Annotated in this window: 16 protein-coding genes; 3 read left to right on the top strand and 13 right to left on the bottom strand. The window is 44.5% G+C overall.

Annotated features, from left to right (window positions below; genetic code table 11):
• Window positions 1-1,137 carry a glycosyltransferase family 4 protein gene (locus NYE35_RS10980; protein WP_036689393.1) on the bottom strand — a complete coding sequence of 379 codons (1,137 nt, stop codon included), beginning with the start codon at window positions 1,135-1,137 and terminating at the stop codon, window positions 1-3.
• 157 nt (window positions 1,138-1,294) lie between these two features.
• Here NYE35_RS10980 and NYE35_RS10975 point away from each other — a divergent pair, with 157 nt between their 5' ends.
• Window positions 1,295-2,695, top strand: coding sequence for an RsmB/NOP family class I SAM-dependent RNA methyltransferase (locus NYE35_RS10975; protein WP_341120961.1), 1,401 nt, complete (start codon window positions 1,295-1,297; stop codon window positions 2,693-2,695).
• Between the two features lie 112 nt (window positions 2,696-2,807).
• Complete coding sequence (locus tag NYE35_RS10970) at window positions 2,808-2,903, top strand: sporulation protein YjcZ (RefSeq protein WP_197069771.1); 96 nt, start codon at window positions 2,808-2,810, stop codon at window positions 2,901-2,903.
• 70 nt (window positions 2,904-2,973) lie between these two features.
• Here the strand turns inward: NYE35_RS10970 and NYE35_RS10965 are convergent, their stop codons facing one another.
• From NYE35_RS10965 to NYE35_RS10955, 3 genes are read right to left on the bottom strand one after another with little or no spacing between them, the layout of a single operon-like run.
• The gene (locus NYE35_RS10965; protein WP_036689384.1) at window positions 2,974-3,564 is read right to left on the bottom strand and encodes a class I SAM-dependent methyltransferase; all 591 of its coding nucleotides are present in this window, start codon (window positions 3,562-3,564) and stop codon (window positions 2,974-2,976) included.
• A 15-nt stretch (window positions 3,565-3,579) separates the two neighbouring features.
• Window positions 3,580-4,221 carry a histidine phosphatase family protein gene (locus NYE35_RS10960; RefSeq protein WP_036689381.1) on the bottom strand — a complete coding sequence of 214 codons (642 nt, stop codon included), beginning with the start codon at window positions 4,219-4,221 and terminating at the stop codon, window positions 3,580-3,582.
• A 27-nt stretch (window positions 4,222-4,248) separates the two neighbouring features.
• Window positions 4,249-5,187: a ketopantoate reductase family protein gene (locus NYE35_RS10955; RefSeq protein ID WP_339823231.1), complete on the bottom strand. Its 939-nt coding sequence runs from the start codon at window positions 5,185-5,187 to the stop codon at window positions 4,249-4,251.
• A gap of 163 nt (window positions 5,188-5,350) precedes the next feature.
• Here NYE35_RS10955 and NYE35_RS10950 point away from each other — a divergent pair, with 163 nt between their 5' ends.
• Window positions 5,351-5,920 (top strand): TetR/AcrR family transcriptional regulator, encoded by a 570-nt coding sequence (locus NYE35_RS10950; RefSeq protein ID WP_341120959.1) that lies wholly within the window; start codon window positions 5,351-5,353, stop codon window positions 5,918-5,920.
• On the opposite strand, the gene NYE35_RS10945 is transcribed toward NYE35_RS10950, so the two are convergent.
• From NYE35_RS10945 to NYE35_RS10905, 9 genes are all read right to left on the bottom strand, one after another.
• The gene (locus NYE35_RS10945) at window positions 5,911-6,909 is read right to left on the bottom strand and encodes an ABC transporter ATP-binding protein (RefSeq protein WP_249267665.1); all 999 of its coding nucleotides are present in this window, start codon (window positions 6,907-6,909) and stop codon (window positions 5,911-5,913) included. The two genes, NYE35_RS10950 and NYE35_RS10945, sit on opposite strands and share 10 nt — an antisense overlap.
• A gap of 34 nt (window positions 6,910-6,943) precedes the next feature.
• Complete coding sequence (locus NYE35_RS10940) at window positions 6,944-7,726, bottom strand: ABC transporter permease (protein ID WP_036689373.1); 783 nt, start codon at window positions 7,724-7,726, stop codon at window positions 6,944-6,946.
• Window positions 7,723-8,544 carry an ABC transporter permease gene (locus tag NYE35_RS10935; protein ID WP_036689371.1) on the bottom strand — a complete coding sequence of 274 codons (822 nt, stop codon included), beginning with the start codon at window positions 8,542-8,544 and terminating at the stop codon, window positions 7,723-7,725. The genes NYE35_RS10940 and NYE35_RS10935 overlap by 4 nt, the downstream gene beginning before the upstream one ends.
• Before the next feature lie 49 nt (window positions 8,545-8,593).
• Entirely contained in the window at window positions 8,594-9,766 is a 1,173-nt protein-coding gene (locus NYE35_RS10930; protein WP_038569878.1) for a serine hydrolase domain-containing protein, read from the bottom strand.
• A gap of 143 nt (window positions 9,767-9,909) precedes the next feature.
• The gene (locus NYE35_RS10925; protein ID WP_036689366.1) at window positions 9,910-10,308 is read right to left on the bottom strand and encodes a hypothetical protein; all 399 of its coding nucleotides are present in this window, start codon (window positions 10,306-10,308) and stop codon (window positions 9,910-9,912) included.
• 162 nt (window positions 10,309-10,470) lie between these two features.
• The gene (locus NYE35_RS10920) at window positions 10,471-12,027 is read right to left on the bottom strand and encodes an extracellular solute-binding protein (protein ID WP_340889837.1); all 1,557 of its coding nucleotides are present in this window, start codon (window positions 12,025-12,027) and stop codon (window positions 10,471-10,473) included.
• A 56-nt stretch (window positions 12,028-12,083) separates the two neighbouring features.
• Entirely contained in the window at window positions 12,084-14,378 is a 2,295-nt protein-coding gene (locus NYE35_RS10915) for a DUF4962 domain-containing protein (protein WP_341120956.1), read from the bottom strand.
• A 2-nt stretch (window positions 14,379-14,380) separates the two neighbouring features.
• A complete protein-coding gene (locus NYE35_RS10910; protein WP_341120954.1) occupies window positions 14,381-16,459 on the bottom strand; it encodes a heparinase II/III domain-containing protein in 2,079 nt (692 codons plus the stop codon).
• Window positions 16,456-17,217, bottom strand: a complete 762-nt coding sequence (locus tag NYE35_RS10905; RefSeq protein ID WP_076143279.1) for an SDR family NAD(P)-dependent oxidoreductase — start codon at window positions 17,215-17,217, stop codon at window positions 16,456-16,458. The genes NYE35_RS10910 and NYE35_RS10905 overlap by 4 nt, the downstream gene beginning before the upstream one ends.
• Window positions 17,218-17,248: the final 31 nt, after the last annotated feature.

Raw genomic sequence — 17,248 nt, 5'->3', positions numbered from 1 at the left:
TCACCCTTTCGTTCCTGAGGGATACTGTAAATAGGTTTTTTTAAGTTCATTAGCAACTCGTGTCAACGAATATAGGCTTTTGGCTTTATCCCATGCGGAACGTGAAAGCTCATAACGATAAGCCGGATCAGATATCACCTTCTCTAATGCGTCAGCAAGAGCAATCTCATCGTCAGGACTGACCAATAAACCATTCACACCATCTTCAATCTGCTCCGGTATTCCGCCCACATTTGTCCCCACTAAAGCCAGGCAGCTAAGTGCCGCTTCCGCAAACACTGAACCGAACGCCTCCGCCCGAGAGGGCAATACGAAAATATCAAAAAATGGCATGAATTCTTCAGGGTGCAGCGTATATCCGTAAAAAATCGTTTCATTATAGATCCCTAAATGTTGGGCCATCTTTTCCAGATCCGCACGTGAAGGACCATCGCCAATAATATGCAGTACATACTCATGGCCGCGATTTTTAAGCTCCGCGCAAGCTTTGAGTAATATATCTATTCCTTTAGCCGGAACCAGACGTGTCACGGTCACTAGCTGCGGAATAGCATTATCATGCGGAACAGGCTTAAATCTTTTTTCATCAAAACCATTCGGAATAACACCTATATTAGAAGGATCAATAATATAAGGGGCCACATAATCTGCAAAAGATCGCGACACCGTCATTAATCGATCACTAACATGCTCAAGTTCACGATAAAGTGAGACTAGAAAACGATGCTCCAAGCCATCCTCTGAAATCGCTCCATTTAGAATCAATTCCCGCTCGTAACTGGAATGCAGGGTATGAATTAACGGAGTATCAGGGAACACTTTTTTCATCGCTAAGCCCGCAATCGGATGATGGGAATGAATAAGATCATAGGGCTTACTCATCCGCAGTTTAGTCCACCATAAATAATCACGATAGGTCTGAATATATTTCTGAACGATCGGACTTTCTCCATACTGCGTCCAATCAAACGTCTCGAATATTACTTCCTCATGCCCCTTATTGCGAATCCGCTTAGGCAGCCAAAACAAATCCATCTCCCAACGGCTTGAACGGAATCTTTCCTGAAGATAAGGGATCATAGATGATACACCACCGGGTTGCTCCGGCGGGAAGAAGAGCGCTTGCAGCAAATTCATATGGTACATCCCCTTTACAATTGCCCTGTGTACTGTAAGACTTGGCAATTATGATATAGTTGAATATATGTAGAATTTCAGGTACGATTACGTTCCCCATACCTTGATTTTATCGGTATAAACATGAAACAGCAACTAAGAAAAAGGAGAATGAGCTATGAAGGAAGAACAGCTGCCTGCCTCTTACACCGCATCTATTAAAGAAATGCTGGGGCAAGAGGCAGATGCTTTTCTAGAAAGTTATTCAGCACCACGAACTCAAGGACTGCGCTTTAATCCGCTAAAAAGCACCTCAGCCATAGGCCAAGTTGCGGTGGACCGTACAGTCTCACAATTTAATTTGAAACCTATCCCATGGTGCCACGGCGGGTTTTATTATGATGAGCCCGCTCGACCAGGCAGGCATCCTTACCATGCCGCTGGACTATATTATATTCAGGAGCCTTCCGCAATGTCCGCAGCTGAACTGCTGGCACCTGAACCCGGTGAAACCGTCCTCGATCTTGCAGCAGCCCCTGGAGGTAAAACTACGCATATCGCTGGTTTAATGCAGGGACAAGGCCTCTTAATCTCTAATGAGATTCATCCGGAACGCGCAAAAATTCTAGCAGAGAACGTTGAACGTCTGGGCATTAAGAATACCCTCGTAACCTGTGCAACACCAGAACAGCTATCTGCGCGTTTCCCGCAAGCTTTTGACCGAATTATGCTGGATGCTCCTTGTTCTGGAGAAGGCATGTTCCGAAAAGATCCAAAAGCCATTCAAGAGTGGTCTCCTGCTCATGTAGTTATGTGCGCAGCGAGACAATGGGATATCCTGCAAGACGCCTACATTATGCTTAAACCAGGGGGTATTTTAGCCTACTCTACCTGCACCTTTAACCGTCAAGAGAATGAAGAAACCATTGCTCGATTGACGGCTAGTTACCCCGATATGGAACTACTCACCTGCAAACGCCTTTGGCCGCATTTAGAAAAGGGCGAAGGTCACTTTGTAGCACTCCTGCGTAAGCAAATTGACACTGCATCCGTGAATGATGATGCCAACCGCAACGCCAAAAAACGCCGAAGTAAAAACAACCCAAAAACTAATTCTTCTGTACGCGATGCCTACCAGCTTTTTCAAGACTGGGCTGCGGTAGAACTGCCTGGTCTTTCATGCCAAGGTGTGCCACTGCTCTTCGGCGAATCCCTTTATTTGCTGCCAGAATCCTTTAATGGCAATCTCCATACCGGGCTGCTGGACGGACTGCGTATTCCACGAGCTGGACTACATATCGCCCATTTGAAGAAAAATCGGATTGAACCTGCTCATGCATTAGCTATGGCACTACAGCCCATACAAGCTTCACGAAGCTTTGATCTCAGCAGTGATGGCCCGGAAATACATGCTTGGCTACGTGGTGAAAGCCTGCCTGTCCCCAGCGAATTACATGGATGGACACTTGTAACTTTAGATGGTTTGCCGATTAGTTGGGGCAAAGCGAGTTTAGGGCAGCTTAAAAATCATCTTCCTAAAGGATTACGTATCCTAAAAGCCCATATTGACGAGCAATAGGCCATAGACCAGTACAACAGGCCCTCTTCGGCATATGATGTCATTATCTCAGAAAGCTGCGACATCAGTCACAGCAATTGAGAAGAAGACATAAGTTGAGGAGGAATAAATCATGGGTGAATTTCATGGAGGAGCCTTCACTTCGACCGGAGCGATTTTGGTACTTTTCATCTTGCTGGTCATCATTTCCCGTTCGTTGTTTGTTTAATACCTTCCCGGCTTAAATAGCTGGTGAAACGAAGCGGCTGTGTCGTCCTTTTTGGGGCGGTGCGGCCGCTTTATTTCTTTCCAACATAACATCTCCATTTGTTATTCTCGTGAATATTTACCGTCTGAAAGCCCGATTTCCGAAATAACTGCTCCATCTCTTCGTTCTTAGTGAATTGCTTCATATGATAATTGATTTTATAGATCTCAGAAATAATAACAAATGTACCGCCTGCCATCAGCACCCTAAATGCTTCACTTATATCGTGTTCGAGGTCCGGCCAGAAATAATGTGTCTGAATCGCTGTGATCGTCCCAAAAAATCTATCGTTGAACGGTAACGCTGACACATCTCCCTGACTAATTTTCACCTTACCAGCGATTACAGCCTTATTGTTTTTTTGAATAGATGTCTCTACAGCTTGTTGTGAGTAATCTATGCCGTAAATTTCATGTTGTCTATTTTGTTTTGCTAACGTATGTATAGTTTGACCGCCACCACAGCCTATGTCCAGGATAGGATCGCCGCTCTTAATTTCTATTTTTCTAAGTCCCCATGTTGTGATGCTGGTATGTGCCTGATTCATGATTTTGATCATGATATTTCCTACGAACCCTCTAGGATTCTTGGCTTGCTCAATCAGCGCATTCAATAAACCCATATTTGTACCTCCCAATCAATTGGCCATACCAGCAGCCTGATCACTTGATATATGTTCCGTAAGATTTTCTGCTGTAACTGCCCACTTATCTACTTGATACTCTATTTTATGAATACTAGTATATGAAGTCGGGAAATGAGCATTCTTATTCGTCCACGTTAGCCCTTTTAAAATATGGTATATAACATTAATTACGCCACCATGAGTGACCACAATTACATTTTCATTTGGATCAGTACTCTCCAGTTCATTACATAGTTTTGAGAAACTTGAACTTATTCGCGTAAAAAATTCCTGAGGACTTTCTCCTCCTGGAAATCTCTCATCCATTCTTAAAGCCGAGAAATAAAGACCCGGGTATCGTTCATTTACGATTTCATGGGGCATTCCAGCGATTACACCATTGTTCGTTTCTCTCCAATACTGGCTGCTTTCAACAGGCAAATCAAGCTCTCTGGCGATCTCATTTGCTGTATCTAACGCACGTTGCAAATCACTACAAAGAATACGGGTTATGTTAAAGCTAGATTGATTTTCCTTAAGATAATATCCAAGACGTTCGGCTTGTCTATATCCCTCTACTACAAGTCCACGTTGACTCCAACCCCCACGAAAGCCTTCATCATCTATTCCATGCCTTATAAAATATATAGCCATCGATTGTATACCTCCTGAACAAGATTGTTATACATTTGCATTAAACTTCGAAAACGCTTGTTTTTTAAGTTGATCCCAATTGGGCGTTGCAATGTTTGCTTGTTGCTTCAAAATATCAAATGAATTAAACAAAGCCGCTATTTCGCTGAAAGAACCGTCCACTAATTTCATAAACGGTAATTTATGAATTATTGTCAGACCATAATATACAGCCTGCTTGTGCTTTCGAACAAAGTTAACTTGACCTGCTGGAGTAACAGTATAGCTTAATTGCTCCATGATTTGAAACCCCTCGTCCATTACTGAAATGGCTTGTTTTAATAGCTTCTTATCTTTAGATACCTTTTTCAAATCCCCGTCATGCAGATAACTAAGGGAGTTCAAAGCCACTATTGGCACGATATGACTTTTGAGCCAAGCATCCATATCCTCATGATAAGTTAGCTTATACTTAGCGTTCTCAAACGCTTTTTCCAGTAAGTGTTTTATTGGAATCTCACCGTCTAAACTGCCAAGTACCATTTGCCCTCCTGCGTGTATTTTAATAACACGACCGCTCGTTTCCCGAATTCCTGCACTAAGTTGAAATCCGAAGAGTATATTTTTCCTCACATTGCTCATTTCCTGGAGATCCTTTTGCATGCCAAGAGCATCGCCATTGTTCCCCACAAGAATTATATTCAGACTCTGATTCTCAGCTAGAATAGGTAACACAGATGGAAAATCATTATATTTCATAACAACAAAAATAAGATCATAGAGATCATCGGATCGAAGCGTAGAAATGACCTTTACTGTATCCACAGTGTTTTTAATTTGAAAATAATGGCGAAGCACAAGCCCGTCTTTCGTCAATTGCTCTGCTCGCTTCCCTCTGGCAAGCATGGTGACATCATTTCCCCCACGCACTAGAACATGCGCAAGATAGCTGCCTAATACTCCCGCTCCAAAAACTAAAACTCTCATATTTAGCTCCTCTATCCCTTTTTAGACATTTGTTGAATTTTGATCAACTGTTCGATAAAATCAGATTATCACATCTCCGGTAGGGTTCAATCGTTAGTTTGACCGGTTTTGTTGATTTTTCAACAAAATACAATACATTGTTTAATAAAAAGGGAGTCTTATCATGGATAGAAGAATTAAAAAAAACCAAACAGCCATCATGAATGCATTAATTCAACTGATGGCTGAAAAAGATTTTGAAAAAATAACGATCAACGAAATCGCAGAGCGTGCTGATGTAAACCGCGGAACGATTTATTCCCATTATGCGGACAAATATGATCTGATGGATAAATGCCTGGCGGCTCAGCTCCAGCAACTAATCGAAAGCTGCTCCGCAGTGGAGGATGAAGCCGATCCCAATCCCTCAAAGGCGTCATTGCTCCGCACGCTGGAACAATTGGAGGAGAATGCTCTTTTTTATAAGACTTTATTAAGAAACAAAGCTCTGCTCTCCTTTAGAAACCAATTACAAGAAATGATAAATGAGCAGATTAAGGTACAATTTTTAGAAAACAATTTTAATCTCGATGAGCTGAGTAAAGATATATCTGTGCAATTTTTAAGTTCGGCGACTGTCGGAGTGATTGAATGGTGGTTTACCCATAGTAATCCTTGCTCTGCAAAAGAGATCACTGAAAAGTTATGGTCCATGCTCGATCTAAATCTGCAGATGATCCGTTCTCAAGCTTGAATATGTTCTCCCATATCCATCTCATAAATGGAGCTGATAATTTTTTCAATGGGAATCTCCTTAATGGATATATCAAGGATCTCTACCTTTTCGCTAAGAATATGCAGAAACTCGCCCATTTTACATTGCTCGGTATCGATCAGCAGCTCCACTTCGTAATCCGATATTCTTTCCGATATCTGAGTGCCAGGCAGATCAATATTTCCAATAGTTGTGGCGGCTGAAAGCCTAACTACTTTTTGGGCACCCAGATGCAGTCGAAGTTCAGAGAACTTGTCGTCATATACTTTTTTCCCTTGATGAATTATAAGTACTCTTTGAACCAAACGCTCTACATCTTCCAAGTCATGTGTTGTCAGAATAAATGTGGTGCCTTCCTGATTCATTTGCTTAATGAATTCTCTGATTCTTTGTTTAGCTATTACATCCAGCCCGATCGTTGGCTCATCTAAAAAAACCACAGGTGGTGAATGAAGCATCGCCATAATAAACTCGCATTTCATTCGTTCTCCCAGGGAAAGGGTGCGCGTGGGCTTAGTAATAATATCGCCAATCTCAAACATGTTTACAAATCGGTCTAGTCTTGTACGAAAGTCGTTCGTAGGAATATCATAGATTTCCTTGTTCATATAAAAGCTATCCAAAGGGGGAATGTCCCATATTAACTGCGATTTCTGTCCGAACAATACCCCGATTTGTTTTACATATTGATTTTTCTGCTTATGAGGGTTGTACCCTAGAACATTTATTTCGCCCGAGGTAGGATAGAGAACGCCTGTCAGCATTTTAATAGTCGTAGATTTCCCTGCACCGTTTGGACCCAGAATGCCAATGATTTCTCCTTTTCCAACACTAAACGAAAGATCTTCTACAGAGGTAATTATCGATTTTTCACGGTGAAACAGACTTTTAAATACACTTTTTGCATCTTGTCCACGGTGATAGGTTTCATATTGCTTGGTTAAGTTCTTGACGGTAATAATGTCCAAGTGAAATTCTCCTTCTTAGATCTTAACTAATCTTTTATCCTCCGGCGCTTTTGTAACTGCGAAGCATATATGTATAGAGCCAAATTCCGAAGGCAGCAAATAATACACAAGGAATAATCGCTATAAAAAAATAGGGTTCCCATCGGCCAATCAGTGTAGATGCTGGAAAGTAGGCAATCATGGAGACCGGAAACAGAAAAGAACTCACAGCTACGACTGCCTTAGGAAAAATCGTCCCTGGATAACGTCCAAAAGACTTAATGCTCTCAAACATCTCCGGCAAGCGGGAATTCGCCACCCATTTGAAGGAAATCGCTGCCACAATAAGCGCCACACCGAACATAACAAGCAGCCCTGCACCAAACAACAACAGGAACAATAACCAAGAGCCTATGGTCATCCCATCGATTCCGCTAAGTGCGTATACGAACATGATTACTCCTCCACCTAAAAGCCCGATACTTTCGAACTCAAAAGATCTGGCCAACAGCAGAAAAAGGCTCGAGGTCGGTTTAATTAATACCACTTCCAAAGTCCCTTCTACAACATGAGACATCGTATTCCACATAATTCCGTTAAAAAAAATCCCGGCACAAGCCGTAGACAGAATAAAAACGGATTGAATTAACAGCGCCTCTTTAAAGGTCCATCCTGCAAATGAAGCATTCGAATTATAAATAAATACCGTTACTAGAGGAAACAGCACATTCCCTATGAGCATGATAAGACTATTAAGAATAAAGTTAACACGATAAGTGATAGCAGAAGCAATATTCGCCTTCATGCAGGTTTTATATATTTGATACATACGTTTCATGCGCCCACCCCCGTAAAATGCTTAAGCGACACCGCATACAGCACCCGGCAGACAACTCCGGCAATAATTACGGCTATGAGCTGCAGCAATAACACTTGAGGAATAGGTAAGCTTATATCAGCTAAAGTATAGCTACCTGTATAGACCATTGCTGGAAGAAAGGCCGTATATTGAAAGGGTAAGAAAAAGGATGCCATTTGTAAGGATTTTGGGAAAAATACTAATGGAATCAGCGATCCTGAAAATATCCCTTCGCAGAGATTAAAAAAATTACGAATACTAGAGGATTGCACCATCCAAAAGGCGACCATTCCAATACTATAATGAATGAAAAAATTCATCATAAACGCCATAGCTATTGAAAGAATCGCGTATAGTAAATTTGCGGGTAAGACATCAATATGAAAAATAAAGAAAAAGATCATAAAGCAAGGTAAAAATTCAAACAAAAGCCCAAGTACCCTATGCCCTGCCTTCTGAGATAAAGCAAAGAACATATGATTTAGCGGTCTTAACGAAAACGTAATGAATTTCCCGGTACGAATAAGCATTTGTAAATTCCAATCGGCAAAATCCATAGTCAGATAGTTGATCAACATCGTAGCACAAAAATAGGAAAGCATTTGGGAGAGTGACATCCCGTTGATGTAAGATTCCCCGCTATAAACAGCGCTCCATATATAATACTGCACTAAAAAGTACACTGGGCCTACAAAAATAGAAACCATCGAATGCGTCCTGTACGCACTCCATTCCTTATAAGTAACAAAAGCAACCGCCCTCATAATGCGAAAGCGGTGCTTTATCATCTCAAACATAAGTCACATCCTGCCTATCTATAGATATCACATAAAAAAAGTCTTTTTCTTATTCGAGTCCGGACCAGATCACATTGTTTGTACCGAAAATCCCTCTACCGTCCCATATATTTTTATGAAAAGGGATATACCAAACGGCAATCAGCTTTTCTACCGGATCAACGACCAAAGAACAAGACCCCCATCCTTCGTGAAAAAAAGTGCCTTCAGAATAAGATGTACTTTCATTATATCGAAGGTCTGGCCCAAGACCGTATGGTCTATCCGCTCCTCCATCTCCCCATGCGTAGTTTGGAATTTTTTCAGAATTGAACCGCTTGGTCATTCTCTGAACAGCCATCCGACTTAAGACATGACCCCCTTCGTATTCCCCATGGTTAAGCAGCATGATTCCGAACTTTTGTAGATCATTAACGGTTGAATACAGTCCCCCACCAGTTCCGGGAGTCTTGATTTCTTCCTCAGACCTTTGTTCTTCATCCGTAATTTCCCCGTTTTGCAGCTTCTGAAGATATTCCTTGGCTTCTTCCGAACGAATAGCGATCCTACCAGCTTTCTCAGGCGGTATATCAAAGAAAGTATCTGTCATGCCTAACGGTTTTACAATGTGGTCCATTATGTAATCTTCTGCAAAAACACCTGTTATTTTCTCAATAATTGCACCAAGAACCACGTATCCAAACGAGGAATACATCCATTGAGTCCCTACCGGAAAACGAATGCCATAGGAAAGTCCAGCTTTAATCCAGTTTTCTTTTCCAAGCTCTGATTCATAAATATACCACCATGCACTTTTATAGTAAGTATCACTTATAGTTCCATGATCAGGTGCGATGCCGGAGGTATGAGTCAGTAAATGAGCAATTGTAATCGGCTTAAAAGGGTCGGCATCAAACTCTGGAAGAATAGAACTAACTGGTTGTCCCATAAAAATTTTTCCATCATCTGCAAGCTGCCAGATCGCTGTTGCCGTAAACAGCTTGGTAATAGAAGCGATTCGAAAAATTGTATCCGTTTTCAATTCTTGGTCGCTATCTTCTTCGTAACTGAAGCGTCCCCCCGCTCCATTAGCAAATATTTTTCCATAACGACTAAGAGAATAAATATAGCCATCGGCTACTTTCTTATTACAGAGATCCTCATAAAAATGATTAAGTGCCTCTAATCGGTCCTCCCTGTAATTCACTTCGTTCAGCTTGCTAAGCTCTGTGGATGATAACATTATTCGCACTCCCCCTTATTATTCAATAAAATACATGATGCATAAATATCTTGCAATAAAACCCAAATAATTGAAAGGGTGATTTTGCATATAACTATTTTATACTGCTCCAATAATTCTGTAACAGCAATGCTGTAATCTCGTTAACGGTTTGTCGTTAGAGATTTAACTAGTGCCATTCCACTAACCAGACCAAATACTACCCCATCATGTATGCTTGCAAATTTGTAAATCTCTATGTTCGAAATGTTAAAATACATTACTAAAATTGGATACATAAGCAGAAGAAAACTTGGAAGAAACACAATAAACAACAGCGGCCAATTAACAATAAAAGCTTTAGGTAATCCTTCTAATAACGCCAGATAGATCCCATAGACAAACGGGACAATAGCCGTGATCCATACAGTATTTTCTAATTGATAGTTCTTTTGTGCCTCTTCAGTGTAATGACTAATTAGCGAGTTGCCATAATGTAATAAGAGCGCCCCCACTATGATCCAGACAAGATAATATAAAAATTTTGAATTCCGCATCTTCATGAAATCACTCCGTTTCTTTTTAGATAGTTCATTAGAATGTCTCTATTTAACTTACCATATAATCCATACTTTGGATATTGCATTAAAGTAAACTGGTCCTAACTAAAAAGGCTACCTCTCGGCAGCCCTTAAATTGAATTCCAACTCCCCTGGAGGATAAGTTTATCTGCGTGGCATGGTGACGCCTGCTTTGTTGTTATATTTTTCCGTAGCTTCCTTGATGACATCGTTACCGCCCTTAGAAAGCCACTCCTCCACAACCTTCGGCCAGTCGCTGATAGGTTCCTTGCCATATACCATCTTTACCATGTGCGTCAGCAGTACCGGAGGAGCCGTGTCCGAGTTAGGTGCAATGTCTGGATTCTTCACCAAGGCATCTAGCCGCGGGTCGAACTGAATTCCGTCACGGCCTTCGTTAGCCAGAATAGTATCATATACATTGATCAAGCTTCTGCCTTCTTCTGTCATGTTAAGGACACCCTTATTATAAGTAGTATCCTGCACCATCCAGAGGAAAGACTGGCGGTAGCGCTCCTCATCTATAGCAGCGGAATCCGCAGGAGAAGTGTACACGATTTTGCCGTTCTCTTCCTTATAGGTTTCGTCCTTGATCCCAAAGGTAAAGAAGGTCTCAGCCTCTTCGCTCAACATCCAGTCAAAAAATTTCACGATATCCGCAGCATTTTTCGTACCTTCCTTGATAAAGTAGGTGCGCGTGGCGGAGCCGTACAAGTAGGAGCCTCCTTTTCCATCAGGTCCAACTGGCGAAGGAATAATCTCCAGCTTGGCGGATGGCGTCGTAGCCTTCAATTGTTGCTCCCACTGCAGAAGCTCGTTGGCATTCATCGTCCACATGCCCGCTTTGCCTGAGAGAATCGCATTTTTGTAGTTGGTCGGGTTAATGGTGGCAAATTCCTTGTTGATCAAACCCTCTGTATACATGGTGTTGTAGGTTTGTAACGCCTTCATCATATTTTCGCTATCCATAAACTTCGGCTGAACCTGGCCGTTTACTTCCTCGAACATAGTCAGATACGGAAAAACATCATAAGCGCCAAAGAAAGCATCCGCATATTTGAAGTCTTGACGACCCATGTACGGGTTCTCTATCCCCAGCTTTTTGAAGGCACGCAACACAGTCAAGTACTCATCGACCGTTTTTGGAACCTGCAAGCCGGTTTGATCCAGCAGGTCCTTGCGAATCCAAGTCGCCCGGCGGGAGGGATTGGACAGAAACTCCGGTATTGCGTAAATTTTCCCTTGATAGGTGACGTTCTCCCAAGCTTCCTTCGGGATTACTTTCAAAAGGTTCTGGCCGTTTTGCTGCAGCAGATCATCCAAGGGCATGAACACACCAGCTTCAACGGAACCAGCCATTTCCTTGCCATTTACGCCGCCCGAGCCTTGAACGACATCCGGAATATCATTAGTGGCGAACATCTGCACCATTTTCTGCTCGAACTCTTTATGAGGAACCAACACAATATCCAAGTCTGTGTTTGTCATCTCCTCCAGCTTTTTCACCCATTTGTCCTTATTCAAGTCGGGTGATTTCTCAACATAGTTAAAAGCCAGCGTCCGCATCGAGATCGAGAATTCAGTTTTCTGCGGCGTATTTGACGAACTTCCGGCAGTCTCTTCTTTGTCCTTGTCCGAGCAACCTGCAATAACGGTAGCACCCATTACGGTAGCCAGACAGATGCCAATCCATTTTTTCATAATATAACCCTCTCCTTGTACAATGGGGTGTATACGTAAATGAAGATATTTTAAGGCTAATAAGCTTTTGGGATCTCAACCCGGTGGGTAATTCCCTGATTCGTAAAGTAGACATGAACCCCATGGTCCTGATCGTCCATAAAGTACGATACGTAATCCCGGCTTCCTGATTTTTGGGGAATCAGAAGAGTGACGATCCGATGACTTACGGCCTCTTGGGTAGAGGCAGTCAAATGCCAATGCTCGGGCAGCCCTTCCCATTCTTTCGGATCTACATCTGTAAATTGATTGCTTTGGCTAAGTGTCATTTCTCCCGAGGAACTATAGACAAATCTGCCCTCCATCTGAGCTTTTTTACCATTTACTTTAAAAGATTGATCCTTCAACTTCATGGGATACAGTGTATGAAACAGCCAATCCAATTTTCCCGGACGTTCCAGCTCGACACTGTCTGCGATAACAAAGTAAGCGCTATCAAAGAAAAATATTTCCCGCACATACCGCTTGATATAGGGTACATTCTCGCGGTAGGCTTCGGTGGCATCCATTTGCGTGTAGTTGATTCCGGGCGTACTATACGCCTTCAACACCTTGCCGTAGGCTGCCATGTTCTTCGACTTGTCCGTGCCAGCATATTGGCCTTTGCCGTCAATAAGAATTGCGTTCTTGGAGCGGGTCTGCCTGCGCCACTGCATATGCATCGTACTGTTGAATGCAACGTAATAGCCGCTTTCAATAGCCAAAGGCTCGCCGAAGGCATGCAGCAGGAAGGCGTTTTGATCCCCATGGCTATGGCTCACAGAGCCGTAACGGCTGCTCTTGGTCAACAGCATGATATGTTCCTGCGGATCCTCCATCCGATGATGCATGGCGACCCATCCCACATCCTGAAACCACTTCAGAGGTTCTGCAGCCACCGGTGGCTCTGAAGAAATCTGCGGATAATCTGTGCGATAAACCATTTCATCGAACCGGAAATCCCACCAGCCGTAGTTATAGAAGATCATCTGGGTGTCAGGGTTCAGTTCCTTAGTTTGCTCAAAATACCATTGGTACTGGCCATTCCCGGTTAAACCGGCAAATTGGCGGATATTGAAGCCCGTTTTGAGATTGACCGGATCTCCCAGTGACGATTGATCGCCGAAGCTGGCCCTCACGGTATCCGGACTGAAGCAATAGAGCGGAAAGTCACCGGTTTTGCGAAAGAAAGGACGGTCATAGAAATTGATTTCCATGTATTTGCGAATTAGATTGAGCGCCTCCGTAACGAATGCCATCTGAGTGGTCCAATACATCGGACCTTCGGCCCACCCGCCATCTTTGCCACCCCATGGAGTATACATGGCGGAGAAGTACTCCAGCGTATAATCAAGCCATTCCTGCGCCTTCTCCTCCTCACCCAACATGGAAATACAACACGGTACGAGTACAGAGGATAAAGAGCGGATCGCATGGCTGTCATAAGGAACTTGATGGATGCGGGAACGTTCGATGACATGGAATGCGATCTGCCCGGTTCTTCGCAGTAGCGCCTGCCTTACCTTAAGGCGTTCTTCTTCCGCCAGAGAGCCGTGAAGCCAATCATAGCCCCATGCCAACGCTCCGGCTATGCGAAAGGAGCATTCATCATTGTAATCCCGGCTGGTGGTACCATCCGTGTTCCAGCTTGCAGCATGAAGCAGCCACTCTTTAGCTTTGGCGATAAGCGCCTCGTCCTCCAACACAACTCCAGCTATAGCAAGATGCCGGACAGCATAGAAAACTTCCTGGCAGTCCATATACATCTGCCGCCATAGTGTGGCGACACGCTTATTATCTGGATACGGTGCAGGCTCGGGAATAAGCTCGCGCTTTGTCCAGGGTAAAACGGAATGCTTCAGGAAGTCATCCCAGCCAGTGGAAATGGGGTCTTGGCGGACAACTTCCCGGTAAGACGGAAGTTGCTCCGCTTGAAGCCATAGCCGCGGATGGTGGGCGGAAGCAGTTGAATATCGTTCTGTACGGGAAGGCAGTGGCGTTAGCGGCAATTCATCCTCCACCACAAAAGCTCTTACTTTACTCCACTCGGAACGGATATCATTCTCCCCGATAAGACTGTATCGCCAATAATACGAGCCGGGCGCCAACGGCTTATCCGGGGTAAACAAATTATAGGGAATTCTACTGTAGGTCAACGTACCTTCCGGCTCAAATCCAGTGTTTGAGGAGATCTGCAGCTCGTACATACTCTCTTCTAGACATGCAGGCATCCAAGTAAACCGCGGAGGATTCTCTCCAACATCTGTATGTTCATCTGGCCCATATGACAGGTCGAGTACGCCGCTGGTAGGTTGAAATAAAGGTTCTAACATCTCTACTCCTCCGTATTCCGGGACTTTTCCTGAATCAGTCCCGCTTTAGGGTCAAGGCAATAGACCACTACTTGCCCAGTTGTTGCTATTTGGATTCGGGGCGGTTCGCCCACCTGACTCACTAGCTTCAGTACAGCAGGTTCGTGACCGTCCCGATAAACCGTAATAAAATTAACCGACGGTCCTTTGTGCCGAAGCATAATACCTCGTAGCAATCTACTCGGGTCTTCGGCATTACCCGGTGTGCAGATTTCATACATAGTGGAGCCGGGCGCCAGTAGAGTACTCGTGGATACTTCATACTCCCGGCCGGTGCTCACTCCATCATAACGGATATTCCACTCCGTATTTAACGGACAATCCGTCTCATTTTTCATTGCGGACAGTACTTCTACTGAGCCATAACCTGCTTCCAGACCAAGGACTGCCGGAGAGTCCGTCTGGACACGGTGAAGGTCAAACGGTAACAGCAAATGTCCCGTTGGATGAAACCATAAGTCCACTTCCTGATCCCGCTCCGTCACCTGCTCAACATGAAACCAATCCAGCAGCCAACCGCCGGCCAATACAAGATGCCGGTCTAGAACAGCTCCTTCATAGGCGCCGTCTGAGCGAATCCATAAGTACGTAGCATTGCCTTCCTGACGGAATTGACAGCACCTTCCGGTATGTGGAGCTTGGGAGCGCCCTCCGATGGTAACCGTGTTATGGCTCGCGGTTTCGGAATACCATTCCTTCCGCAAAACAGATCCATAAGGAACCATGCCCAGCTCGGGAGCAACCTCCCCCCATCGGTGCATAATCGTGATATGAAGCTTATCAAAATGCCCATGTGATCCGCCATGCTCTCCGAAATCCGCCAGAACGGACAACGGATTGCCCGGGTGGCGGAGCACGGCGAATCCGGAATCCGGCAGTAGAACAGAGTCTCTCACCCTGTAACTGGTCTGAAGTTCCTTACTCTCACCTGCTCCATACAGCACTGCCTCCAGACCGGTCCTTAATTCCTGTCCATATAGATACCTATAAGCATTCGCCAGTATTGGCTGGAGACTCGGGTCTTTGTAAACCGCAATACCTATTTCAAATACTTCAGCAATTTCTTGGGCGAAAGGAACGCGCGCATAAGGACCATCATGCACGGCTGGAAGCTCCCCGTTATCGCCGCTAAGCTCTACCAGCAACTGAAACATGCCACGGATGGATTGTCCCTGATCTCCTTTGGCAGCATAGAGGTCAACCCCAAAGCGCCCGGACATCTCGGCTGCTATGAGATAAGCCCGCAATACAAAAATGTGGTAGTACGTGCTGCCTTCGAATTCAAAGCCATCTGGCTTCACGCCAATGGACAGATGATGATAGAATCCGCCTTCTCCCTCCAGCAAAGAAGCAAGCTTTTCTCTGGTGCCTTTGGCGGCATATACACAAGCCAGGCTAGCGTTCAGCCATGCGGTATAATTGTTCTCTGCATTCTTCTTCTCGTAAATGAGGATGTGGCGGTATTGCTCCATGCTCTCCTCCAGCATCGTGAAGAATGTTTGAAGCCTCAACTCTTCTTCCTCAGTGAACGTTACTCCATAGTCCACAAGAAGCAGATAGGCCCGAATAAGCGTGGTGGACCAGATAGCCTCTGTCAGCGCCTGATGAAAGGCACGGCCACTAAGCATCCAGGGTTGGGCATCGGGATGAACCGGATACAAAGGGAACTGCTCTGCATAACCGACAAGAATCTTCCGGGCTAAGCTGCTATAGAATTCTTCTCCGTCTGCGGCGAATACCGCGGCAGCTTGCAGGGCGTATCGCGCCATCGCCTGATGCCGGTATACCAGCCATGCTCCCCGGTAGGGTTCACCTTCCAGCTTGCAGCCCTTCGGGCAAGAAAAAACAAACGCATCTTGCTCCATAACATCGAAGATTAGCTCAGTATGATGCTGGGGACATACATATTGGTGCCACCAGCCACCAGGCTCTGACGGGAGCAGAATCTCTTCTCTCCGGAAGGGATCCAGCTCCATTTTCAATTTATCCACCTCAAGACCAACCCAGGAAAAAGTATCTGCTTTCTCCTTAAGGTTCATCATCGCATGAACAAGCCTCCGTTAATTTCAATAATTTCGCCTGTCAGATAATCCGACAGCTCTGAAGCGAGGAAGAGTGCCACATTGCTCACATCCTGTGGAGCACCTTCCCGGCCCAGCGGAATCTTTGCAATCGTTGCCTGTCTTGCCGCATCCGCAGTAAAGGTAGCATGGAAAGCGGTCTGACCGATAAATCCGGGAGAGATAGCGTTTACATTAATTCCATGAGGACTCAGCTCTTTGGCAAGTCCCTTGGTATAAGACCATACCGCAGCTTTGCCCGCTGCATAAATGGAAGCCCCCGGTCCGCCGCCGTCATGGGCCGCAAGGGAAGATACATTGATGATTTTACCGCTTTTCTTGGCAATCATTCCTGCTGCTACGGCTTTGCAGGCAAACACGCATGATTTAAAATTGACGTCCATCACCTTGTTGTAATGCTCTTCGTTCATTTCAGTATTTGGAACCCTATTGATCATACCGCCTGCATTGTTGACGAGAATATCGATGGTTCCGCCGAAATGCTCCTCTATTTCCTTTACCATATTGTCCAATTGGGCAGGACTTGTTGCATCTGCCTGAAAAGCATGAGCTTCTCCTCCGGCCTGACGGATCGCGTCAACCGTCTCCTCCGCAGAACCAAACAAATAGTTTACCGCCACTTTGGCGCCGGAAGCAGCCAAAGTCTCCAAGATTTGTCGGCCTATCCCTGCATTGGACCCTGTAACAAGCGCAATTTTACCAGTCAAATCAATTTTCATTGCATATTTCCTCCTAGTAGTAGTTTTTTCT

The organism is Paenibacillus sp. FSL L8-0494, assembly GCF_038003695.1.
Classification (GTDB): domain Bacteria; phylum Bacillota; class Bacilli; order Paenibacillales; family Paenibacillaceae; genus Paenibacillus_AQ; species Paenibacillus_AQ odorifer.
This window is presented reverse-complemented; position numbering and strand designations above follow the sequence as displayed.